General features: G+C 49.9%; 24 protein-coding genes. 23 read left to right on the top strand and 1 reads right to left on the bottom strand.

The window, feature by feature from the left end:
- Nucleotides 1–20: 20 nt before the first annotated feature.
- On the bottom strand, nt 21–611 hold the full coding sequence (locus tag AC53GJ_RS12755; RefSeq protein ID WP_496728089.1) for a Maf family protein: 591 nt from the start codon (nt 609–611) through the stop codon (nt 21–23).
- 138 nt (nt 612–749) lie between these two features.
- Between AC53GJ_RS12755 and yceD the strand changes: the two genes are divergently transcribed.
- The 23 genes from yceD (at nt 750) to AC53GJ_RS12640 (ending at nt 22514) form a co-directional block, all read left to right on the top strand.
- Complete coding sequence (gene yceD / locus AC53GJ_RS12750) at nt 750–1274, top strand: 23S rRNA accumulation protein YceD (protein ID WP_496728087.1); 525 nt, start codon at nt 750–752, stop codon at nt 1272–1274.
- 15 nt (nt 1275–1289) lie between these two features.
- Entirely contained in the window at nt 1290–1454 is a 165-nt protein-coding gene (gene rpmF, locus AC53GJ_RS12745) for a 50S ribosomal protein L32 (RefSeq protein ID WP_031564938.1), read from the top strand.
- Nucleotides 1455–1502: 48 nt separating this feature from the next.
- Nucleotides 1503–2501 (top strand): phosphate acyltransferase PlsX, encoded by a 999-nt coding sequence (plsX, locus tag AC53GJ_RS12740; RefSeq protein WP_496728085.1) that lies wholly within the window; start codon nt 1503–1505, stop codon nt 2499–2501.
- A 6-nt stretch (nt 2502–2507) separates the two neighbouring features.
- Nucleotides 2508–3467, top strand: a complete 960-nt coding sequence (locus tag AC53GJ_RS12735; RefSeq protein WP_496728084.1) for a beta-ketoacyl-ACP synthase III — start codon at nt 2508–2510, stop codon at nt 3465–3467.
- A gap of 38 nt (nt 3468–3505) precedes the next feature.
- The gene (gene fabD / locus AC53GJ_RS12730) at nt 3506–4447 is read left to right on the top strand and encodes an ACP S-malonyltransferase (protein WP_496728083.1); all 942 of its coding nucleotides are present in this window, start codon (nt 3506–3508) and stop codon (nt 4445–4447) included.
- 12 nt (nt 4448–4459) lie between these two features.
- Nucleotides 4460–5203 carry a 3-oxoacyl-ACP reductase FabG gene (gene fabG / locus AC53GJ_RS12725; RefSeq protein ID WP_496728082.1) on the top strand — a complete coding sequence of 248 codons (744 nt, stop codon included), beginning with the start codon at nt 4460–4462 and terminating at the stop codon, nt 5201–5203.
- 128 nt (nt 5204–5331) lie between these two features.
- The gene (gene acpP, locus AC53GJ_RS12720; protein WP_031564929.1) at nt 5332–5568 is read left to right on the top strand and encodes an acyl carrier protein; all 237 of its coding nucleotides are present in this window, start codon (nt 5332–5334) and stop codon (nt 5566–5568) included.
- A gap of 125 nt (nt 5569–5693) precedes the next feature.
- Nucleotides 5694–6932, top strand: a complete 1239-nt coding sequence (gene fabF, locus AC53GJ_RS12715) for a beta-ketoacyl-ACP synthase II (RefSeq protein WP_496728080.1) — start codon at nt 5694–5696, stop codon at nt 6930–6932.
- Nucleotides 6933–6977: 45 nt separating this feature from the next.
- Complete coding sequence (gene pabC / locus AC53GJ_RS12710; RefSeq protein WP_496728079.1) at nt 6978–7898, top strand: aminodeoxychorismate lyase; 921 nt, start codon at nt 6978–6980, stop codon at nt 7896–7898.
- A gap of 5 nt (nt 7899–7903) precedes the next feature.
- Nucleotides 7904–8914, top strand: a complete 1011-nt coding sequence (gene mltG / locus AC53GJ_RS12705; protein ID WP_496728077.1) for an endolytic transglycosylase MltG — start codon at nt 7904–7906, stop codon at nt 8912–8914.
- Nucleotides 8911–9531: a dTMP kinase gene (tmk, locus tag AC53GJ_RS12700; RefSeq protein ID WP_496728076.1), complete on the top strand. Its 621-nt coding sequence runs from the start codon at nt 8911–8913 to the stop codon at nt 9529–9531. Before mltG ends, tmk begins: the two co-directional genes overlap by 4 nt.
- Entirely contained in the window at nt 9528–10433 is a 906-nt protein-coding gene (gene holB / locus AC53GJ_RS12695; protein ID WP_496728074.1) for a DNA polymerase III subunit delta', read from the top strand. Before tmk ends, holB begins: the two co-directional genes overlap by 4 nt.
- A gap of 8 nt (nt 10434–10441) precedes the next feature.
- The gene (locus tag AC53GJ_RS12690; protein ID WP_496728073.1) at nt 10442–10771 is read left to right on the top strand and encodes a PilZ domain-containing protein; all 330 of its coding nucleotides are present in this window, start codon (nt 10442–10444) and stop codon (nt 10769–10771) included.
- 24 nt (nt 10772–10795) lie between these two features.
- On the top strand, nt 10796–11581 hold the full coding sequence (locus AC53GJ_RS12685; protein WP_496728072.1) for a TatD family hydrolase: 786 nt from the start codon (nt 10796–10798) through the stop codon (nt 11579–11581).
- Between the two features lie 547 nt (nt 11582–12128).
- Complete coding sequence (locus AC53GJ_RS12680) at nt 12129–12821, top strand: GntR family transcriptional regulator (RefSeq protein WP_496728071.1); 693 nt, start codon at nt 12129–12131, stop codon at nt 12819–12821.
- The gene (prpB, locus tag AC53GJ_RS12675) at nt 12808–13695 is read left to right on the top strand and encodes a methylisocitrate lyase (protein WP_496728070.1); all 888 of its coding nucleotides are present in this window, start codon (nt 12808–12810) and stop codon (nt 13693–13695) included. The genes AC53GJ_RS12680 and prpB overlap by 14 nt, the downstream gene beginning before the upstream one ends.
- 72 nt (nt 13696–13767) lie before the next feature.
- Nucleotides 13768–14898 (top strand): bifunctional 2-methylcitrate synthase/citrate synthase, encoded by a 1131-nt coding sequence (prpC, locus tag AC53GJ_RS12670; protein ID WP_496728069.1) that lies wholly within the window; start codon nt 13768–13770, stop codon nt 14896–14898.
- Nucleotides 14899–14957: 59 nt separating this feature from the next.
- Nucleotides 14958–17546, top strand: a complete 2589-nt coding sequence (acnD, locus tag AC53GJ_RS12665) for a Fe/S-dependent 2-methylisocitrate dehydratase AcnD (protein WP_496728068.1) — start codon at nt 14958–14960, stop codon at nt 17544–17546.
- Between the two features lie 73 nt (nt 17547–17619).
- Complete coding sequence (gene prpF, locus AC53GJ_RS12660) at nt 17620–18804, top strand: 2-methylaconitate cis-trans isomerase PrpF (RefSeq protein ID WP_496728066.1); 1185 nt, start codon at nt 17620–17622, stop codon at nt 18802–18804.
- A 119-nt stretch (nt 18805–18923) separates the two neighbouring features.
- Nucleotides 18924–19322, top strand: coding sequence for a hypothetical protein (locus tag AC53GJ_RS12655; RefSeq protein ID WP_496728064.1), 399 nt, complete (start codon nt 18924–18926; stop codon nt 19320–19322).
- Nucleotides 19323–19372: 50 nt separating this feature from the next.
- On the top strand, nt 19373–19879 hold the full coding sequence (locus AC53GJ_RS12650; RefSeq protein WP_496728063.1) for a GNAT family N-acetyltransferase: 507 nt from the start codon (nt 19373–19375) through the stop codon (nt 19877–19879).
- A gap of 126 nt (nt 19880–20005) precedes the next feature.
- Nucleotides 20006–21223 (top strand): glycerophosphodiester phosphodiesterase family protein, encoded by a 1218-nt coding sequence (locus AC53GJ_RS12645; RefSeq protein WP_496728062.1) that lies wholly within the window; start codon nt 20006–20008, stop codon nt 21221–21223.
- Nucleotides 21224–21359: 136 nt separating this feature from the next.
- Nucleotides 21360–22514: an efflux RND transporter periplasmic adaptor subunit gene (locus AC53GJ_RS12640; protein WP_496728061.1), complete on the top strand. Its 1155-nt coding sequence runs from the start codon at nt 21360–21362 to the stop codon at nt 22512–22514.

The raw sequence follows: 22514 nt of genomic DNA, 5'->3' as shown, positions 1-22514 counted from the left end.
CATTGGCAAGCCAAGTAGCGCTAAGGCTGTAGCAATAAATCGCGGCCCTGGGCTTTAAGTAATTGATGCAGCCGGATCAGCGGTAAGCCAATCAGACTATTTGGATCATCACCTTCCAGTTTACTGAATAAGGTGATGCCAAGGCCTTCACTTTTAAAGCTACCCGCACAATTGAGCGGCTGTTCGCGTTGGACGTAGCAGTGTATATCCTCAGCAGTTAACGGTCGGAAGTGGACATAAAAAGGCTCGACACAATGGCTGACAGTGCCTGTTGCGGCATTCACTACCGCTAAGCCGGTCAGAAACGTCACTTTGTGGCCACTAAATTTACTCAGTTGCGCTACCGCGTTCTCAACAGTATGCGGTTTGCCCAGAATTTCATCGCCAAATAACGCCACTTGATCAGAGCCAATCACCAGGCCGGTGCTTAACCCGCCGGCCACAGCATTGGCTTTGGCGATCGCCAGACGGGCAACCAGTGCCTCGGCACTTTCGCCTGGTTGTGGCGTTTCATCGACCTCAGGTTTCGCAGTGTTAAAATGGGGGGTCAGCTTTTCCAATAGGGCTTTGCGGTAGATAGAGGTTGAAGCTAACCACAGATTTTCAGACATAACAGGCTCCGGTAAAGTCAGTAAAAAAGCAGCAGCGGGCACTATACTGATTTTTTCAGCACTTAGCGCGCGAAAAATTAACAAAAATCGGATCAACCCTTTGACAGTACAGCCCTTGATCTATATGATGCGCGCCTTATGCAAAAGGTAAAAATTCCAATCACCATAGATCCAACCCGGACTGCGCAAAAAAGGCTCAGTTACGATGGTATTATTCCGATGAACACCCTGACTCGTTTTACCGAGTTACTGGCAGATTCAGCGGGTGATGTTGCTGTGCTTATAAATTGCGGAACCGACGAACAAGGACTGGTCTTCATTGAAGGTCAAGCCCGCTGTACTGTTAGTCTGACCTGTGAAAGGTGTGGTGACTTCATGTCACTGGCGATTGACAGCAGCTTTGCATATACCCCTGTTAAAGGGGATGATTCGGCTCACGATGATATTCCGGAACGCTACGACGTGATCGAAAAAAACGAACACGGCGAAGTCAACTTGAGGCAATTGGTTGAGGACGAATTAATTCTGGCTTTACCGCTGTTCCCGATGCATGATGTTGATCAATGCGATCCAACAAAGTTGCAGACGAGCTTCGGGCATATAGAGCCGGAACCAGAAAAACCGAACCCATTTGCAATATTGCAAGAATTGAAGAAAAAGTAATTTAGGAGAATAGCAATGGCTGTACAACAGAACAAAAAATCTCGTGCAAGACGTGATATGCGTCGTTCTCATGATGCGTTGACTGGGCCAACGCTGTCTGTAGACGCAACGACTGGTGAAACGCATCGTCGTCACCACATCACTGCTGACGGTTTCTACAAAGGCCGTAAAGTTAAATAAGTCGCGGTGCACTCGTTGCAACCATCAAGGCTTACTTTAGCATTAGATATGATGGGGGGCGACCATGGCCCCCTATCTACTATTCCAGCAGCTATTGACGCTGTTGCCGAATTCCCTTTTCTTGATTTAATTCTCTGCGGTGACAGCACGTTACTACAACAGCAACTGCTCAACGCCGGTTATGCTGACCATCCGCAACTCAGTATCAAACACGCCTCCCAACAAGTTCTGATGACCGATCGGCCTTCAGTGGCTTTGCGTACCAAACGTGATTCTTCGATGCGGGTGGCGTTAGATTTGGTCGAAAAGCAACAAGTTCAGGCTTGTGTCAGTGCTGGTAACACCGGTGCTTTAATTGCCATGGCGCATTTTGTGCTGAAAATGCTGGGCGGTGTTGAAAGACCGGCTTTGGTCAGTGCTTTACCAACCACAGTGGGTAGCCCGGTATTTATGCTGGATTTGGGCGCCACCGTCAATTGTGATGCCGACACGCTATTTCAGTTTGCTGTGATGGGCGCCGTGATGGCGGAAGAAGTCGAAGGCATCTGCAAACCCAAAGTGGCTTTACTGAATATGGGCGAAGAAGAAATCAAAGGCTCAGATCAGATCAAACGCACTTCTTTATTATTGTCAGAATGTCCGGATATCAATTACATCGGTTACATTGAAGGCAATGATATTTTTTCTGGCAAAGCGGATGTGATTGTCTGTGATGGCTTTGTTGGCAATGTTGCACTGAAAACCTGTGAAGGTGTGGCAAAACTTATTATCAAACGGCTGGAACATGCGTTAAAAAACAGCATGTCTGCACATTTATTCGGCTGGATGATCAAACCACTGCTAAAAAGTATCGGATCCGGCGTGAACCCCGACCACTATAACGGTGCAAGTCTGATAGGATTGCGCGGAATTGTAGTGAAAAGTCACGGAAATGCGACTAAAGAAGCATTTCTAAGTGCCATCCGGCAAGCAGTGCGCGAGGTTGAACGCCAGGTGCCTGCAAAAATAAAAGACCGGTTGGAACACGTATTAATCGATAAAGCGTAGGTCCCCATGTATTCACGCATTATAGGCACCGGCAGTTATTTTCCGGCGCAAATCCGTACCAATGCCGATTTAGAAACTATGGTCGAAACCACCGATGAGTGGATTATCGAACGTACCGGTATCCGCGAACGCCGTATTATTGGTGAACACGAAACCGTGGCGACCATGAGTACTCAGGCTTCATTAAAAGCGATTGAAGCAGCTGGCATTGATAAAAACAGCATTGACATGATTGTGCTCGCGACGACCAGTGGTGCCACAGCCTTACCCAGTTCGGCCTGTGAAGTTCAGCGCGAGCTGGAAATTCCCAATATTCCTGCCTTTGATATTTCTGCCGCTTGTGCCGGTTTTTGTTATGCCTTGAGCGTGGCCGACCAATTCATTAAAAGTGGCATGGCCAAACGCATATTGGTGATCGGCGCAGATTGTCTGTCGCAGTTAATCAGCCCGGAAGATCGCAGTATGGTGATTTTGTTTGGTGATGCTGCCGGTGCTGTGGTGCTGGAAGCTTCTGAACAGCCAGGCATTTTGTCTACCCATATCCATTCTGATGGCAAATATTCTGATTTGCTTTATGTCAACAATCCACGCCGTGGTGATGAAGTTTCAGTGCACAACAGCTGGGGTGTGATGAAAGGCAACGACGTATTTAAAGTTGCGGTGACCAAGTTATCTGAAGTGGTTGAACAGACTTTAGCGGCGAACAATCTGGATAAATCGCAAATCGACTGGCTGGTGCCGCACCAGGCCAACCTGCGCATTATTGCTGCCGTTGCCCGCAAACTGGATTTGCCGATGGAACAAGTGGTGATCAATCTTGATCGTTACGGCAATACCTCTGCCGCCACAGTACCCACTGCGCTGGATGAAGCCATCCGCGATGGTCGCATTCAACGTGGCCAGACGTTATTACTGGAAGCATTCGGTGGTGGTTTTGCCTGGGCTTCAGCGCTGGTGAAGTATTAACAACGGTCGCTTGCATTGACATCAAAAGAGAGTTTGTTATGACAACCAAATTTGCATTTGTTTTCCCAGGCCAGGGTTCACAGACCGTCGGTATGCTGGCAGAACTGGCGGCTGAATATGCGATTGTCGGTGATACTTTTGCCGAGGCCTCAGCTGCGCTGGGTTATGATCTGTGGCAACTGGTATCCCAGGGGCCGGAAGCTGATCTGAATGAAACGCACCGGACCCAACCCGCCTTGTTAACCGCTTCTGTGGCTGTGTATCGGTTATGGCAGCAACAAGGTGGGGTGGTGCCGGCTTATTTTGCCGGTCACTCACTGGGTGAATATTCAGCGCTGGTCTGTGCCGGCGCTTTACCCCTGGCAGATGCCGTCAAACTGGTAGAGAAACGCGGTCAGTATATGCAGACGGCAGTCCCTGCCGGCACCGGTGCCATGTCCGCCATTATTGGTCTGGACGATGCATTGATCAGCAAAGCTTGTGCTGAAGCGGCTGCTGACGAAGTGGTCGCGCCGGTCAACTACAATTCGCCTGGCCAGGTGGTGATTGCCGGTCACAAAGCTGCAGTAGAACGTGCCGGTGAACTTTGCAAAAGTTATGGTGCCAAACGAGCTTTACCTTTACCGGTCAGCGTGCCATCGCATTGTGCCTTGATGAAACCTGCGGCGGAACAATTACAATCTGATTTATCTGCGTTAACTTTTCATCCCACTGTCATACCTGTGGTGAATAATGTTGATGTAGCTGTGGCGACGGAACAAAATGCCATCAAAGATGCTCTGATCCGTCAGTTATTCAACCCGGTACGTTGGACTGAAACCATCGAATGGTTAGCAGCACAAGGTGTCACTGATGTAATTGAACTAGGGGCTGGTAAGGTATTGGCTGGGTTGATTAAACGTATTGATAAAAATTTAACCACCAGTTCAGTGAATGATGTGGCTTCATTGCAAAGCGCATTACAGTCGGCATCAAGTTAAGCAAGGATTATTATGACAGCTTTTATTTCATTAGAAGGCCAAGTCGCACTGGTGACCGGAGCCAGCCGCGGTATTGGCCGTGCCATTGCAGAACAGTTGGCCGCTTTAGGCGCTAAAGTGATTGGCACAGCCACCACTGAAAAAGGTGCTGCTGCAATTGCCGATTATTTGGGGACTGGTCAGGGCCTGGTTTTGGATGTGGCAAACGCCGAGTCTATCGAGCAATGCCTGGAACAAATCAAAACAAATTTTGGTGAAATCGATATTTTAGTGAATAATGCCGGTATTACCCGCGATAATCTGCTGATGCGGATGAAAGATGAAGAGTGGTTTGACATTATGCAGACCAATCTGACGTCGGTATTCCGGATGAGCAAAGCGGTACTGCGCAGTATGATGAAAAAACGTTATGGCCGGATCATCACCATTGGATCTGTAGTTGGATCAATGGGTAACGCAGGTCAGACCAATTATGCAGCGGCCAAAGCCGGGGTGTTAGGTTTTACAAAATCTCTTGCGAAAGAAGTAGCTTCTCGTGGTATAACTGTCAACGCGATTGCTCCTGGTTTTATTGATACTGATATGACCAAAGATCTTTCAGATGAGCAAAAGCAAGCAATCTTTGGTCAGGTGCCGGCGAATCGTCTTGGTCAACCTGAAGAAATTGCGGCAACGGTCGCCTTTTTGGCATCCCGCCAGGCGGCTTATATCACCGGTGAAACGATTCACGTTAACGGTGGCATGTATATGGTTTAAGCGAATCAGGTTCGACCAGCAGGAAATGACCACCTCATTGCTTGCATCGAACCGCGCTTGCCACTAAACTAGCCGCCACACAAAATTGCACGAATTGTTGCGATTTATATGAGAAAAAGGAAGAAAAGATGAGCAACATCGAAGAACGCGTTAAGAAAATTATCATTGAGCAATTAGGCGTTAAAGAAGAAGACGTAAAACACGAAGCTTCTTTTGTGGATGACCTGGGTGCCGATTCTTTAGACACAGTTGAACTGGTCATGGCGCTGGAAGAAGAATTCGATACTGAAATTCCTGATGAAGAAGCAGAAAAAATTACGACCGTACAGTCTGCTATCGACTACATCAAGGCGCACGCTGAATAAGCTAAGCGCGATGCAGACGGGTAGCTAAGCTACCCGTTTTCATTTCTGGCACAGACAAACCACTGACCTAACATGGGTTTGCAGCAGTAAAGCAGAGAAAGTAAATTTCCTTGCGGAGGATAATAGTGACTAAACGTCGAGTCGTTGTAACTGGATTAGGTATGCTGACCCCCCTAGGTAATGATGTTACATCTACCTGGCAGGGCTTACAGCAGGCAAAAAGCGGTATCGGTTTGATCACGCACTTTGATACTGAAGCCTACAGCACGAAGTTTGCCGGTTTAATTAAAGATTTTAATGTTGAAAACTTTTTCCCAGCCAAAGAAGCGCGGAAAATGGATATGTTTATCCAATATGGCGTTGCGGCGGGTATTCAAGCGTTTCGCGATTCCGGCATTGAAATCACTGAACAAAACGCTGGTCGTATTGGTGCTGCTATCGGTTCAGGCATCGGCGGTCTGGGTCTGATTGAAGAAAATCATGAAAAATTGCTGGCCAGTGGTCCGCGTAAGTTATCACCTTTCTTTGTGCCTTCGACCATTATCAATATGATTGCCGGTCATTTATCAATCATGCTAGGCCTGCAGGGACCAAATATCAGTATCGTCACTGCCTGTACCACTGGCGTGCACAATATTGGCCATGCTGCCCGGATGATTGTTTACGGTGATGCTGATGCCATGCTGGCAGGTGGTGCTGAAAAAGCCTCAACTCATTTAGGCATGGGTGGTTTTGGTGCGGCCAGAGCTTTATCAACCCGTAACGATGCGCCGCAACAAGCCAGTCGGCCATGGGACAAAGACCGTGATGGTTTTGTGCTGGGCGATGGTGCCGGCGTGGTGATGTTAGAAGAGTATGAACACGCCAAAGCCCGTGGTGCCAAAATTTACGCCGAGCTGGTGGGGTTTGGCATGAGCGGTGACGCTTATCATATGACCTCACCACCTGAAGATGGTCGTGGTGGCGCGAATGCGATGGCAAACGCTCTCAGAGATGCAGCTGTAGCGCCAGAGCAAGTCGCCTATATCAATGCCCACGGTACTTCGACGCCGGCGGGTGATATTGCAGAAACGATGGCTATCAAAAAAGTGTTTGCCAATTCGCTCGATACTTTAATGGTCAGCTCCAGTAAATCGATGATCGGTCACTTATTGGGTGCTGCCGGCTCGGTTGAATCGATCATTACGATCTTGTCGTTACAGGATCAAGTGGTGACCCCCACCATTAACCTGGACCAGCCAGGTGAAGGTTGTGATCTGGATTATGTACCGCATGAGTCCCGACAAGTGTCGATGGACTATGCACTCTGTAATTCCTTCGGTTTTGGTGGCACCAACGGTTCTATTTTGTTCCGTAAAATCTAATACCTTGCCGACAAAAGCAACAACGCCGCACCAGCAGTCCAGCTGGTGCGGCGTTTGCATTTCCAGCAGGAAAAATTTCAGGCATACTGCCACTTTATTTTTCGGCGGGGGATTTCGGTGCAGCAGCCAAGCATTTCTGATCGCAGTTTTCAGTATGGTGATGGCGTTTTTACCACGATCCGGGTTTCCCGGGGCCAGTTGTTGTTATGGCCTTATCATTGGCTGCGGCTGAGTGCGTCTTTGCAGCGCCTTGGCATGCCAGCGGTGGATGAAATTTGGTTAAAACAACAGGCTGAGCAACAGATTAGTGCGCCCGAGCAAGTATTGAAAATCATCATCAGCCGAGGACAGGGCGGCCGGGGTTATAGTCCGACTGGTTTTGCGCAAGTGCAGTGTTATTGCAGTGCCAGTCCGATGCCGGATTACCAAAGCCTGCAACAACAGGGGCTACGCTTAGATGTCGCCACACTGCAACTGGGGACCCAACCGCTGCTGGCTGGCATCAAACATACCAGTCGGCTGGAAACTGTGTTGCTCAAAGCCGAAGTTGAACGCAGTCAGGCAGATGACTTAGTGGCTTGTGATAGCACTGGCCTGGTCACTGAATTGTCGGCGGCGAACTTGTTCTTTTATCAGCAGGGTCGTTGGCATACCCCCAGGTTGCATCAGGCAGGTGTCGCTGGTGTCACCCGGCAATGGTTGCTGGATTATCTGCAGATAACGCCCGGCTGTTACCCGTTAGCTCAGTTACAACAGGCAACAGCCATGCTGGCCTGTAATGCGCTGATGGGACTGGTGCCGGTCCGGCAATTTGCCGGCCTTAGCTTGGATCTGGCGCCAGTACGGCCATTGCAACAGGCTTATGTGAATTTTATCAATCAACAGAACAATAACGTGCTATCCACTGACTATTTCAGTCGGGATCTATTGCCGGTGGCACGGCTAGCTTCAACGGATGTGAAATGATAACGATGTTCAGAACATTTTTGGTCGTCAGCTTGTTGCTGGCGGTGGCTGCTTTTGGCGTACGCAATGATATTCAGCAGTTTCAGCAAAGCCGGTTGGCGCTCAGTGGTCCCTACCTCGAAATTACCCCAGGCACTTCTTTGTCAACCTTATGCCAGCGTTGGCAGCAACAAGGACTGTTAAGCGGGCGCCAATGCTGGCAACTGAAGTTGTTCAGTCTGTGGCAACCCGAGTTACGTAAGTTACAGGCCGGGGTTTATCAGGTGAAACCGGATCTGTTGTTGCAGCAGTTGGCCTTATTTCGCAGTGGCAAAGTCGCGCAGTTCAGTTTTATGTTGCGTGAAGGCGAGACGGTGGCGCAAAGCCTGCAGCAACTGGCAACAGCGCCCTATCTGCACAATGATCTGGCGGATGTTGCTGCGTTAAAAGCATTAGTGCAATGGCCGGCCGCTTGGGCGGGGCAACCGGTGAATGTCGAAGCGCTGTTTTTCCCGGAAACCTATTATTACACGGCGCACAGTAAAGCCTCACAACTCTATCTGCGGGCACACAAAGCTTTGTTGCAACAACTGGACAAGGCCTGGCAACAACGGGATCCGGCGCTGCCGTTAGAGTCGCCATATCAGTTATTAACCCTGGCTTCAATTATTGAAAAAGAAACCGGTCAATTGGCGGAAAAACCGTTGATTGCTTCGGTTTTCGTCAACCGTTTGCAACAAAAAATGAAGTTACAAACCGATCCGACGGTGATTTATGGTTTAGGCGATCGTTATCAGGGTGATATCACCCGCGCGCATTTGAAAGATCCGCATCCTTATAACACTTATGTCCATTTTGGCCTGCCGCCGGGACCTATCGCCATGGTCAGCGCAACTTCGTTACAGGCAGCAGCCCGCCCGCTGCTGAGCGAGATGCTGTATTTTGTCGCCAAAGGGGATGGGTCGCATCAGTTTTCAGCGACGTTAAAACAACATAACGCCGCAGTTCAGCAGTATATTTTTGGAAAAAAACCATGAAAAAAGGCCAGTTTATTGTTATTGAAGGGCTGGAAGGCGCTGGTAAAACCACAGCGATCAGTACGGTAAAGCGCTGGCTGGAGCAGCAAGGTCATCCGGTGGTACAAACCCGTGAACCTGGCGGAACCCCGCTGGCAGAACAAATCCGTACCTTAGTTAAATCGGTACAACAGGAAGTCGTGGCGCCTGCGACAGAATTGTTGTTGATGTATGCGGCGCGCGTGCAATTAGTCAGCACCGTGATCCAACCTGCGTTAGCTGCCGGTCAGTGGGTGCTGGGCGATCGGCATGATCTGTCGTCCCGTGCTTATCAGGGCGGCGGCCGGCAAATTCCGGATAGCCTGATTGATAGTATTCGACTGGCGGTATTGGGCGATGTACGGCCAGATTTAACCTTATATCTGGATATTGATCCAGCCATTGGACTGGAGCGGGCCAGAGCCCGTGGTGAGCTGGACCGGATTGAACAAGAACAGCTGGCTTTTTTCCAGCGCACCAGGGCGCGTTACTTACAGATTGCCGCCAGCGAGCCTGGCATTGTGGTGATTGACGCCAGTCAGCCGTTGCCTGCAGTGCAACAAGCGTTGTTGCAAGCCTTGCAGGCGCATTTACCGTGAATACTTTGCCCTGGCTGCAGCCGCTGCAACAGCAATTAGGTCAGTTGGCATCATGCGGTCAACTGCATCATGCGCTGTTATTTACCGGTATCAACGGCGTCGGTAAACAGTATCTGGCGGCGCAGCTGGCTAAACAGTTGTTGTGTCTGCAACCATTGCCGGCCGAAGCCTGTGGCTATTGTAAAAGTTGTTTATTGGTGCAGGCCGGTCATCATCCGGATTTGCTACCGATCAGCGGGGAGCAGAGTATCGGCGTTGATGCGGTGCGGGAGCTGAGCCATTTTATGCAGCACGCGCCGCAGCAGGGCGGCGCCAGAGTCGTGCTGATGCCAGCGGCGGAGCGGATGACGGAAGCGGCCAGCAATGCTTTGCTCAAAACCTTAGAAGAGCCGGGGCAAAATAGTTTTTTATTGTTACAGACAGCGCAGCCGCAACAACTGTTAGCCACTATTTTAAGCCGTTGCCAGCAATGGTTAATCCCAGCGGTCGCAGCAGCCGATAGTCGCGCCTGGTTACAACAGCAGCACAGTGCAACTATTGCCGCCGAGGTGCTGGATTTTATCCAACACTATGCGGCCGGAGCGCCGCTGCGTTCGCTCAGTCTGCTGCAATCTGGCCGTGCTGAGCGTTTATTGCAACTGGTAGCGCAATTGCAAAGTTATCTTGAGCGGCAACAGGGGCTGGCCGAGCTGGTCAAACAGCTGGAAGCTGAGCCGGAAGCACCGTTGTTAATGCATTGGGTGATAAAGCAGCAATTGGCCACCCAGCCACTTCATAGTCAACGTCTGAAGTTGTTTCAGCGGCTGGCGCAGTGGAACCGTGACGAGCAACTGATTTTGGGGCAGAATAAGACTTTGTCTTACACCGCATTATTGCTGGAATTGCCCAGACTGCTGGCCTGAAGGAGCAGATGATGGAAGAGATCCCACTGGATTTTATTGATTTGAAGGAATTAAACCGCTCCTTTATGCCGTTTTTAAAGCAGGGTGGTTTATTTGTCCGCACAGCCCGCAGTTACAAAATGGGCCAATCCCTAGCATTAAGTGTGACCTTACCAGATGCATTAGAAGCAATTCCAGTGTCGGGGAAAGTCGCCTGGTTGACCCCACAGGGCGCACAAAACAACAGTCCGGCCGGTGTCGGCGTGGCTTTTATTGACGATAAACATCAGTTACGCGATAAAATTGAAAAGCTGATCAGTGGCTTACAAAATTCTGCTGACAGTAGTTATACCCTTTAATCTTAGAATTCTGGAGTAGTTGTTGTGTTGGTAGATTCCCATTGTCACCTGGATCGGTTGGAACTGGATAAACTGGCGATGGATTTGCCTGCTGTGCTGGCCGCAGCCAGGGCGCAACAAGTGGAACATATGTTGTGTGTGTCGGTCAGTCTGGCGGAGTTTCCTGCGATGGCGGCCTTAGTTGCGCCTTATCGGCAAATTTCCGTCTCCTGCGGTGAACATCCGCTCCATCAGACCGATGTGCTGGATGCCGATTTGTTATTGCAGCTGGCCGCAAGGCCGGAAGTTGTCGCTGTCGGGGAAACAGGTCTGGACTATTATTACAGTCCGGATAGCAAAATGACCCAGCAGCAAGCTTTTATTGCGCATATTGCTGTGGCAAATCAATTACAAAAACCGCTGATCGTGCATACCCGCGATGCCAAAGCCGACACCTTGGCTATTTTACGCGAACACCAGGCAGAGCGCTGTGGCGGCGTCTTGCATTGTTTTACCGAGGACTGGGATACTGCTAAAGCCGCACTGGAGCTTGGCTTTTATATTTCTTTTTCCGGCATTATGACCTTTCGCAATGCGGATGCCTTGCGGGATGTCGTCAGGCAGGTACCGCTCGACAGATTATTAATTGAAACCGATTCGCCTTATCTGGCCCCTGTGCCATTTCGTGGTAAGACCAACCAACCTGCTTATGTCAGTGCTGTGGCGGCAGCAGTGGCCGAGCTGCGTGGTTTGCCGGTCGCCGAATTGGCAGCCATCACCACAGATAATTTTTACCGGCTGTTTCGTGCTGCCAACAGAGCAGTCGCCTGAAGTTAATCTTGTTAAATCAATAGATTATTTTAAAAGAAAAGAAGCCCAGAACCAATCCGCATTGTTCTGGGCTTAGGGGAATGGCTCATCATCTGAGCCGTGCGCTACCGGGGAACATCACAGCAATTGGCTGTGGTGCGACATGAATTCAGTGTAGCTAAGCCTTTAAAATTTGCGTTTAAAAAGCCAAGCTGCCAAGGCGTTGAAAAAGTGCTGCAATTGTAAGTTTTCCCCAAATATTCCCCAGTCTATCCCAGAGTTATCCCCAGCTTATTCAAGGCCGAAGCTGAACAATCCAGCCTTAGCGCTGAGTTGTGCCTAAAGCAGTCAAAGGTCAACTCATATCAAAAAGTAATATTTAGTTTTTTATTGCGAATAAAATATTCTAAAAAAATTAATTTGCCCAGCAATTGCCAGTGATTGTCAGTTTTTTGTTACAACTGCCAGTGTAAATCAGCATTATCCAGCTTTTTGTCGACAATATTATTGACTTGGTCATCACTAAAGGCTAAAAATGCATTATTCAAGTTTAATTGTCGACAATTAGATGCAAAGTCCTATCTGGCGTGATCCGGTGACTGCCGCCGATCGAGTACAACTGGCAATTCAGCGCGCTATTGTCGAAGGGGAGATCCCCGCCGGCAGTAAAATATCTGAACCAGAACTGGCCAAACGTTTTGACCTAAGCCGGGCACCGCTGCGCGAAGCGCTGGCTAGACTGGAGCGTTGCCATTTAATTGAACGCATTCCGAATGCGGGCGCCAGAGTAGTGAAATTATCTGTGGCCGGTTTGATTTCATTGTATCAACTGCGGGAAACGCTGGAAGGGCTGGCTTGCCGCTTAGCCGCTGAACATATGACCGACCATGAAATTGCCGAAGTCCGGCAGTTACTTGACCAGCATTTATCGACCCAGCGCGTGCGCGAAGGTGAAAGTTATTATCAGGAGGCCGGTGATGTCGATTTTCATTACCGTGTCATTCTTGGCAGTAAAAATCCATACCTAATCAATTTGTTATGTGATGAGTTGTACTTTCTGGTCCGGATGTACCGGGTGCAGCTTGGCATGAATGGACCTCGGGTGTCGCGAGCATTTGACGAACATAAAGCTATTATCAATGCCATCGCCAATCGTGATGGTGAACTGGCTGATTTACTGATGCGCCGGCATGTGGCGGCATCCAGACGCAATATTGAACAACATTTAACACAACAGGGGAATGCACATGGCAACTCATAGCGCCGGTCTGAAACTGCGTCAGGCAATCGCGGCACACCAGCCATTACAACTGGTTGGAACTATTAATGCTTACACTGCGATGATGGCAGAGCGGGTTGGCCATCAGGCCTTATATTTATCTGGTGCTGGCGTGGCCAACGCTTCTTTTGGCCTGCCTGATCTGGGCATGACATCGTTAAATGATGTTTGTGAAGATATCCGCCGTATCACTGGCGCCACGACTTTGCCGTTGTTAGTGGATGCCGATACTGGTTGGGGTGGTGCTTTTAATATTGCCCGTACTGTGCAGGAGATGACGCGTGCTGGCGCTGCTGGTTTTCATATTGAAGATCAGGTGATGCAAAAACGCTGTGGTCACAGACCGAACAAAGAAATTGTCAGTCTGGCGGAAATGGTTGACCGGGTGAAAGCTTCAGTCGATGCCCGTACTGACGAGAATTTTTTTATTATGGCGCGGACTGATGCGCTGCAGCAACAAGGTTTACAAGCGGCCATTGAGCGGGCGCAAGCTTGTGTCGAAGCTGGTGCTGATGCCATTTTTGCCGAAGCTGTCTACACGCTGGAGCAATATCAGGCCTTCACCAAGGTGATCAAAGTACCAGTGCTGGCCAACATCACTGAATTTGGTCAGACGCCATTGTTTAACAAACAAGAGCTGGCCGATGTTGGCGTGAAAATGGTGTTGTATCCACTGAGCGCGTTCCGGGCCATGAACAAAGCGGCGCTGAATGTGTATCAGCACATCTTAGCCGATGGCGACCAAAAAGCGGTCATCGACAGTATGCAAACCCGGATGGAACTGTACGATTTCCTGAATTATCACAGCTATGAGCAAAAGCTCGATGCGTTGTTTGCGGATAACAAAAATAAATAACCTCATTGCGATGCAGTGAAGCAAACAGATTTATCAATTATTTCAACTATCAACTTAAAGCTGGAGAACATCATGGCAAATGCAAAACAGTTAACTGGCGCTGGTCTGCGTGGGCAGATCGCCGGGAAAACCGCACTGTCGACCGTAGGAAAAACAGGTTCAGGCCTGACTTATCGTGGTTATGATGTGAAAGATTTAGCCGCGCATTGTGAGTTTGAAGAAGTGGCTTATCTGATTTTAAAAGGTGAGTTGCCAACAGCCTCTGAGCTCAGTGCTTATAAAACCAAACTGAAAAATATGCGCGGCCTGCCGCAGGCACTCACCGAAGTGTTAGAACGCATTCCTGCCACGGCGCACCCAATGGATGTGATGCGGACCGGTTGCTCTATGCTGGGAAATTTAGAAACTGAACAAAGTTTTGCTGAGCAACAAGATGCCACCGATCGTTTACTGGCGATTTTCCCAGGTCTGATTAACTACTGGTATAACTTCAGCCACCACGGCAAGCGGATTGCGGTGGAAACGGGCGCTGATTCGATTGCTGAACAATTCCTCTGGACTTTACATGGCGAAAAACCGCTGCCACTGCATACTCAAGTGATGCAAGCGTCGCTGATTTTATATGCTGAGCATGAATTTAATGCCTCGACTTTTACTGCTCGGGTTTGTGCGTCAACCTTATCGGATATGCATTCTTGTATCACTGGTGCTATTGGCTCCTTGCGTGGTCCTTTGCACGGTGGTGCCAATGAAGCTGCGATGGAGCTGATTGAAAACATGCAAAATCCGGATCATGCCGAAGAAACGCTGCTGGGGATGCTGGCGCGTAAAGATAAAATCATGGGTTTTGGTCATGCCATTTATGCTGAATCCGATCCACGTAATGCCGTGATCAAAGCCTGGTCTGAGCAACTGGCGCAGGCCAGTGGCAATACCAATTTATATGACGTTTCAGTGCGTTGTGAAAGCGTGATGTGGCGCGAGAAAAAACTGTTTTGTAATGCCGACTTTTTCCATGCCTCGGCCTATAACTACATGGGCATTCCAACCAAGCTGTTTACGCCGATCTTTGTCTGTTCGCGTTTAACCGGCTGGGCTGCACATGTGATGGAACAACGTGCTGATAATCGTATTATCCGGCCAAGCGCCGAATACACCGGGGTTGAACCCCGCGAAGTGCAACCTATTGCCAGCCGTGGTTAAGCCATAATAATTCAGGGACGGCAACGCGTCCCTCGCTTGCTTTTGCAGAGAGCATACTGATGAATACTGAATTCCGTAAACCGTTACCCGGCACTGCGCTGGATTATTTTGATGCCCGGGAAGCGGTCAACCGCATACGTGCCGGCGCTTTTGAAACCTTGTCTTATACCGCCAGAGTGCATGCAGAAAACTTAGTCCGCCGCGCTGAACCGAGCCAGTTAAATGCTTACTTAAGCCAATTAATTGAAGGTAAACAAGAACTTGATTTTCCATGGTTTCCGGCCCGCGTGGTTTGTCATGACATTTTAGGCCAAACAGCTTTAGTCGATTTAGCAGGTTTGCGGGATGCTATCGCACAAATGGGCGGCGATCCGGCCAAAGTGAATCCGGTGGTGCCGACTCAGTTGATCGTGGATCACTCGCTGGCGGTGGAATATGGCGGTTTTGACAAAGATGCTTTTGATAAAAACCGGGCGATAGAAGACAGACGCAACGATGATCGGTTCCATTTTATTAACTGGACGAAAAAAGCCTTTAAAAACGTTGATGTGATCCCGCCGGGAAACGGCATCATGCACCAAATCAACTTAGAGCGGATGTCACCGGTGATCCATGCCATTGATGGCGTGGCTTTCCCGGATACGCTGGTGGGGACCGACAGCCACACCCCGCATGTGGATGCGCTGGGTGTGATTGCCATTGGTGTCGGTGGTCTGGAAGCTGAAAGTGTGATGTTAGGCCGGGCGTCCTGGATGCGGTTGCCGGATATTATTGGCGTGGAGCTGACTGGCAAAGTCCAGCCTGGCATTCAGGCCACCGATATTGTGCTGGCACTGACTGAGTTTTTGCGCAAGCAAAAAGTGGTGTCTAGCTATCTGGAATTTTTTGGTGCAGGTGCCAGCAGTTTAAGTCTGGGTGACCGCGCGACCATTTCCAATATGACGCCTGAGTATGGCGCTACTGCCGCGATGTTTTATATCGATCAGCAAACCTTAGACTATTTAACCCTGACCGGGCGTGATGCTGCGCAGGTAAAATTGGTGGAAACCTATGCCAAAACTGCAGGCTTATGGGCCGATAGTCTGGTGACGGCGGTGTATCCACGGGTGTTGCAGTTTGATTTATCCACAGTGGTGCGCAATATCGCCGGTCCATCTAACCCACATGCCCGGGTTGCTACCAGCGATTTAGCCGCTAAAGGCATTAGCGGTGTGGTGGAAAATCAGCCGGGCTTGATGCCGGATGGGGCCGTGATCATCGCGGCTATTACTAGCTGTACCAATACCAGTAACCCCCGCAACGTGATTGCAGCCGGTTTATTGGCGCGAAACGCCCACAAGCTGGGTTTAAGCCGTAAACCCTGGGTGAAAAGCTCACTGGCACCTGGCTCGAAAGCGGTGGAGCTTTACCTCAAAGAAGCCAATTTGCTGACCGAGCTGGAGGCGATGGGTTTTGGCATCGTCGGTTTTGCCTGCACCACTTGTAACGGTATGAGTGGCGCTTTAGATCCGCTGATCCAGCAGGAAGTGATTGCGCGCGATCTGTATGCCACCGCAGTGTTATCGGGCAACCGTAACTTCGATGGCCGGATCCATCCTTATGCCAAACAAGCCTTTTTAGCCTCACCAGCCTTAGTGGTGGCTTATGCCATTGCCGGAACTATCCGTTTTGATATTGAAAAAGATGTGCTGGGTATTAGTGCTGATGGCAGCGAAATCCGCTTAAAAGATATTTGGCCAACCGATGCCGAGATTGATGCCGTGGTGGCAAGCAGCGTCAAACCTGAACAATATCGTAAAGTGTATGAGCCGATGTTTGCCTTGTCGGTGGATTATGGTGAAAAAATCAGTCCGCTCTACGATTGGCGGCCACAGAGTACCTATATTCGCCGGCCACCTTATTGGGAAGGTGCCTTAGCCGGTGAGCGCACGCTAAAAGGCATGCTGCCACTGGCACTGCTTGGCGACAACATCACTACCGACCATTTGTCGCCGTCTAATGCCATTATGCTTGATAGTGCCGCTGGTGAATATCTGCATAAAATGGGCTTGCCGGAAGAAGATTTTAACTCTTACGCCACCCACCGTGGCGATCACTTAACGGCGCAGCGCGCCACCTTCGCCAATCCGAAGCTTATCAACGAAATGGTGCTGGTCGATGGCAAAGTTAAGCAAGGATCTTTAGCGCGGATTGAACCAGAAGGCGTGGTGACGCGCATGTGGGAAGCCATTGAAAGCTATATGGAGCGCAAGCAGCCACTGATTATTATCGCTGGTGCTGACTATGGTCAGGGTTCATCGCGGGACTGGGCGGCGAAAGGCGTCCGGCTTGCCGGGGTTGAGGCTATAGTGGCAGAAGGTTTTGAACGTATTCACCGCACCAATTTAGTCGGCATGGGAGTGCTGCCGCTGGAGTTTAAAGCGGGCACCAACCGTCAGACTTTAGCGCTGGATGGCACCGAAAGTTATGACGTGATTGGCGAGCGTTTACCAAGAGCAGATTTAACTTTGGTGATCCATCGTCGCAGTGGCGAAACATTGCAGGTTGCTGTCACTTGTCGTTTAGACACCGCCGAAGAAGTGTCGATTTATGACGCCGGTGGGGTATTGCAGCGTTTTGCCAAAGACTTTTTGGGAGGGGCTGTGTAAAGCAGCAACTGTTAATTTTTAGTACAAGCCGGGGTTTGCATTGCAGACGCCGGCTTTTTAACAAGGTGATGTCATGACTTTTGCAGCACAAATCAAAATTGCCGCCACTTATATGCGTGGTGGCACCAGTAAAGGCGTGTTTTTTAATTTAACCGACTTACCATTGGCCGCGCAGCAGCCAGGTGAGGCTCGTGATCAGTTATTGCTGCGGGTGATTGGCAGTCCGGATCCTTATGGCAAGCATACTGACGGCATGGGCGGAGCGACCTCCAGTACCAGTAAAACCGTGATTTTAAGTAAAAGTACCAAAACAGATCATGACGTGGATTATCTGTTTGGTCAGGTGGCCATCGACAAAGCTTTTATCGACTGGAGTGGTAACTGCGGTAATTTGACGGCAGCAGTCGGCTCTTTTGCCATCAGCAATGGCCTGGTCGATTCGAGTCGTGTACCGGACAATGGCATTTGCATTGTCCGAATTTGGCAGGCCAATATTGGCAAAACCATTATTGCCCATGTGCCGGTGACCCATGGCGAAGTACAGGAAACCGGTGATTTTGAGCTGGATGGTGTCACTTTCCCCGCAGCTGAAGTGGTGATTGAATTTTTAGACCCTGCCGCCGATGAAGAAGGCGGTGGTGGTGCTATGTTTCCAACCGGTAATCTGGTGGATAACCTTGATGTGCCGGGCATTGGTACTTTCGCCGCCACTATGATTAACGCCGGTATTCCGACCATTTTTGTCAATGCGGCTGATCTTGGTTATCACGGCACTGAGTTACAGGATGTCATCAATAGCGACGCCAAAGCGCTGGAGAAATTCGAAACTATCCGCGCATATGGTGCGGTTAAAATGGGTCTGATCAGCGAACTAAGTGAAGCAAAGAGCCGCCAACACACGCCGAAAATTGCTTTTGTGGCGCCACCCGCTGCTTATCTGTCATCCAGTGGCAAAGCCATCAGCCAGCACGACATTGATTTATCAGTGCGGGCTCTGTCGATGGGGAAACTGCATCACGCTATGATGGGCACAGCTGCCGTTGCCATTGGCACAGCTGCCGCTATTCCGGGCACTTTGGTCAATCTGGCCGCCGGTGGCGGTGCGCGCACTGCTGTGCGCTTTGGTCATCCGTCCGGTACTTTGCGGGTCGGTGCTGAGGCTGTGCTGGTGGATGGTCAGTGGCAAGTGAAAAAAGCCAGCATGAGTCGTAGTGCCAGGGTGTTGATGGAAGGTTGGGTGCGGGTACCTGTCGTGTGAGTGAAGTCGCGGTATGGCAGGGAAGAGCGTAGCTGCTTTCCCTAGCTACATCAGTTGCAAAAGCTGGTATTTCTGTTTAGATTGGTGGCAGACCTATCAGCAGAGACGGAACCAATCCAATGAAAAAATGGTTAGCGGGCGCATTATTGTGCAGTGCCTTCACGGCAGGCATCACCACTTCGGTGCAAGCGGCAGATCAGGATTATAAATTAGTGACAGTGGCAGGCTATCTGCATTTTTATCTGTTAAATCTGAATGCTTGCGAAGATTTTCATCCTTCAGTGCGACCAGCTGCTTTTGCCGCCGAGCAGTCGTTGTATCCTTGGCTGGCTAAACTGGATGCCAAAACTAAAAACAGTATTGATGCCAGTGTGATCAGTGATGTAGTTAGAAAGAGAAGGGATGCGCTAAACGCGCAGATTAACGAAGGTGATTTTACCGTTGAGCATTGTCAGGCGGTGGTGAAGTTACTGAGCGGTAATGGCTTGGATCAAACCTTATTAAAAAGTCTGGAATAATAGCGTCGTCGCCAGGAGGAACAGAAGGTGGTGCCACCTTCTGTAGTCAAATGATGTTAATTCGTTTAATGCAAAGCAGCGATATTCCGGCGGTGGTCAAACTGCAGGATCGTTGTTATCCGGCTGAATTATTTGAGCCAGCAGATTTAATCAGACGCCGTTTTCTGGCATTTTCGCACAGTTGCTGGGTGGCTTGTTTTGATGACAAATTATGGGGCTACTTGTTCTGTTACCCTTCATTAATCGGCAAAGTGAATCCGTTGGCAGCTGATTTTGCGGCTGTAGCCCAGCCTGATTGTCTGTATTTGCACGATATGGCCGTCAGCAGTGATGCCAGAGGGCAGGGCGTTGCCAAAGCGTTATTACAAAACGCTGAATGCTTTGCCCGACAACAGGGACTCCGGCAACTGGCATTGGTGGCTGTGCAAAATTCGGCTTCTTATTGGCAATTACAAGGCTTTAGCCTGTTGCAGCCAATCTCGGCCGAGGCACAGCAGCATTTAGCCAGTTATAGCGGTCAACAGGCTCTGTATCTGCAAAAAACGCTTTGGATCTAACTTCGGCAGTGGTTGAGCACAGAGTTGTTGCTCTCTATTGCTATTTTGTCATACCAGCGTCATAGGGTTGTCATCTGCGCTGCTTAGGCTGCGTTGCAACTTCTTGCCTGAGACAATAGGATGACAATGTCTGTGTTATTACTTTCTGCGGCGTTATTACTGCCTGCAACAGTCAACAGCGTTGCTGCGACTGCCGGCTGTCAAGCCAGTCCCCTGGTGATTGCCCATCGCGGCGCCAGTGGATACTTGCCTGAGCATAGTCTGGCGGCTTATCAAAAAGCCATCGCACAAGGTGCCGATATTATTGAAACCGATTTGGTGCCAAGCCGGGACGGTGTGCTGATTGCCCGGCATGAAAATGAGCTGAGTACCAGTACAGATGTTGCCAGCCGGCCTGAATTTGCCAGCCGCAAAACGCGCAAACAAATTGATGGCATCTGGCAGCAAGGCTGGTTCAGTGAAGATTTTACCCTGGCAGAGCTCAGAACACTGCGACTGAAGGAAACCTTACCGGCGCTCAGGCCTGACAGTGCGGCTTTTGATGGTAAGTTTCAAATTGTCACCTTCGCCGAAATTTTGCAACTGCTGGTGCGGGAGAATGAACAGCGTCGCAGCCAAACCGGTTTAAAGCCAATAGACCTTTATATCGAAACCAAACATCCGACTTATTTTGCCAGCGTTGGCCGGACTATATCCGGGCAGCCAATCGGGTTAGATATCACGGCTCTGTTGGTCGAAGCTTTGCAGCAGTCCCAGGCGATGTTGCCTGAGACTGTGTATATTCAATCTTTTGAAGTGAGTAATTTACTGCAGTTACGGTATCAGTTACTGCCGGCGTTACCATCAGCATTGCAACAAAAAATTAAGCTGATCCAGTTGCTTGGCGATACTCAGCAGCAGTATTTACAGCCCAAAGACAGTTTTTCCGAACCTTATGATCTGGTGTATCTGCAACAAGCTACCGCGACAGCACCTGCGGCACTGGTGCAATTGGCCAAGGCTTTACCGGGGCTGACCAAACCAGGTTTTCATTATGGTCAGTTGCTCAGTATCACCGGATTACCGGCTGTGGCCAGTTATGCCGATGGCATCGGGCCATGGCGGCAGAATTTGTATCCCCAGGTTGGCGCTACAATGCCGCTGTTACAACAGGCGCACGCCGCCGGACTGCAGGTTCATCCTTATACATTCCGCCAGGAGCAAAACTATTTACTGCCGGATCAATCTGGTCAGGCCGTCAGTATGCAAGCTGAATTAGAGTGGTTGTTCCGGCAGGGCATTGATGGCGTGTTTGCCGATTTTCCGGATATTGCATTTAAAGCCAGGGCTGTTGCTTGTCGCTGAGTGAAAAGGGTCGTAAGGCGTAATTGTATCTTTGTCATACCTTGTTACTGTTTTAGCTTCCGGCCCTGTTTACAAATGCAGTAGACTGATTCTAATTATTAGAAAATTAAAAAACTATACTGCAGACAGGTCGAACATGAATCATAAATTACATTTTATTAGTATCGCAGTGCTGAGCATTATGCTCAGCGGCTGTGGTGAACCCACCGCTACCGACACCGAGACAGAGCAGGCCCCGCCGCTGAGTTTGCTGGCGGCTGATTTATATCAGCTCAGCACTGGTGAACTCAGTCAAGGACCGATGATTTCTGGCTCTTTACAGCCGGTGATTAAGGCTGAACTTAATGCTGAAGTGTCAGGGATAGTGACCCAGGTGCCCAAAGACAATGGGGATTTAGTAAAAGCCGGTGAATTGCTGGTGCAACTGGATCAAACCACCTATCGCGACAAGCTGATGTCAGCGCAAGAAGCCGAACGGTCGGCGCTGCTCACTTCAGACCAAGCGGCTAAACAGTTACGCCGGATGCAATCATTACACCGGCAAAATCTGGTGACGGCAGAAGTATTGGAAGCGGCTGAAATTAAAGCCAATCAAGCCCAATCAGAATTAGCATCCGCCAAAGCCAGGCTGGTCGAAGCCCGGCAGCAAATGGAAAGGACTGCGGTGCGGGCGCCTTTTAGCGGCGTTGTGGCGGAGCGCAAAACCTCGGCTGGAGATACCGCCCAGGTTGGTAAAGCGCTGATGGTGGTGATCGATCCGACCAGCATGAGATTTGAAGGTTTTATTGCCGCAGATCAGGTCGGCCAGGTCAAAGTCGGGCAACAAGTGAGCTTTAAAGTCAATGGTTACAACCAGCAGTTTCATGGTCAGATTGAACGGATTAATCCGCAAGCCAATGAAATGACCCGTCAGGTACAAGTCTTTGTCAGCATCACCGAGCAGGAAAGCCTGGTCGCAGGTTTGTATGCTGAAGGTTTTATTAGTGTGGCGATGACGCAGAGCCTGATGGTGCCACCATCGGCACTGGTGCAGGAAGGTGATCATCATTTTGTCTGGCAACTGAATGGCGACACTTTGCAAAAAACTGCAGTGACCATAGGCGCACGGGACCCACGTTGGGGTACAGTGCAGTTGTTATCCGGCGTCAGTGCCGGTGTGCAAATTTTACGGCACCCACAAGGTGCTATCAGCAATGGTGTGAAGGTGGTTCTGCCGCCGGCTGTTGCTGGCACGCTGGAGAAAAGTGCCACAGAGCCTGGCAAAGGCAGTACAGCCCTGGCGGGGAATTAA

Source organism: Rheinheimera sp. B2H12 (assembly GCF_059620065.1).
Note: the sequence above shows the minus strand (reverse complement) of the source record. Positions and strands in the feature narration are given on the sequence as shown.

What these genes read in the sequence shown, in the direction of transcription:
- AC53GJ_RS12755 (WP_496728089.1), bottom strand. Translation starts at nt 611, where the DNA reads ATGTCTGAAAATCTGTGGTTAGCTTCAACCTCTATCTACCGCAAAGCC.
- yceD (WP_496728087.1), top strand. Translation starts at nt 750, where the DNA reads ATGCAAAAGGTAAAAATTCCAATCACCATAGATCCAACCCGGACTGCG.
- rpmF (WP_031564938.1), top strand. Translation starts at nt 1,290, where the DNA reads ATGGCTGTACAACAGAACAAAAAATCTCGTGCAAGACGTGATATGCGT.
- plsX (WP_496728085.1), top strand. Translation starts at nt 1,503, where the DNA reads ATGATGGGGGGCGACCATGGCCCCCTATCTACTATTCCAGCAGCTATT.
- AC53GJ_RS12735 (WP_496728084.1), top strand. Translation starts at nt 2,508, where the DNA reads ATGTATTCACGCATTATAGGCACCGGCAGTTATTTTCCGGCGCAAATC.
- fabD (WP_496728083.1), top strand. Translation starts at nt 3,506, where the DNA reads ATGACAACCAAATTTGCATTTGTTTTCCCAGGCCAGGGTTCACAGACC.
- fabG (WP_496728082.1), top strand. Translation starts at nt 4,460, where the DNA reads ATGACAGCTTTTATTTCATTAGAAGGCCAAGTCGCACTGGTGACCGGA.
- acpP (WP_031564929.1), top strand. Translation starts at nt 5,332, where the DNA reads ATGAGCAACATCGAAGAACGCGTTAAGAAAATTATCATTGAGCAATTA.
- mltG (WP_496728077.1), top strand. Translation starts at nt 7,904, where the DNA reads ATGTTCAGAACATTTTTGGTCGTCAGCTTGTTGCTGGCGGTGGCTGCT.
- tmk (WP_496728076.1), top strand. Translation starts at nt 8,911, where the DNA reads ATGAAAAAAGGCCAGTTTATTGTTATTGAAGGGCTGGAAGGCGCTGGT.
- AC53GJ_RS12690 (WP_496728073.1), top strand. Translation starts at nt 10,442, where the DNA reads ATGATGGAAGAGATCCCACTGGATTTTATTGATTTGAAGGAATTAAAC.
- AC53GJ_RS12680 (WP_496728071.1), top strand. Translation starts at nt 12,129, where the DNA reads ATGCAAAGTCCTATCTGGCGTGATCCGGTGACTGCCGCCGATCGAGTA.
- prpB (WP_496728070.1), top strand. Translation starts at nt 12,808, where the DNA reads ATGGCAACTCATAGCGCCGGTCTGAAACTGCGTCAGGCAATCGCGGCA.
- prpC (WP_496728069.1), top strand. Translation starts at nt 13,768, where the DNA reads ATGGCAAATGCAAAACAGTTAACTGGCGCTGGTCTGCGTGGGCAGATC.
- acnD (WP_496728068.1), top strand. Translation starts at nt 14,958, where the DNA reads ATGAATACTGAATTCCGTAAACCGTTACCCGGCACTGCGCTGGATTAT.
- prpF (WP_496728066.1), top strand. Translation starts at nt 17,620, where the DNA reads ATGACTTTTGCAGCACAAATCAAAATTGCCGCCACTTATATGCGTGGT.
- AC53GJ_RS12655 (WP_496728064.1), top strand. Translation starts at nt 18,924, where the DNA reads ATGAAAAAATGGTTAGCGGGCGCATTATTGTGCAGTGCCTTCACGGCA.
- AC53GJ_RS12650 (WP_496728063.1), top strand. Translation starts at nt 19,373, where the DNA reads ATGATGTTAATTCGTTTAATGCAAAGCAGCGATATTCCGGCGGTGGTC.
- AC53GJ_RS12645 (WP_496728062.1), top strand. Translation starts at nt 20,006, where the DNA reads ATGTCTGTGTTATTACTTTCTGCGGCGTTATTACTGCCTGCAACAGTC.
- AC53GJ_RS12640 (WP_496728061.1), top strand. Translation starts at nt 21,360, where the DNA reads ATGAATCATAAATTACATTTTATTAGTATCGCAGTGCTGAGCATTATG.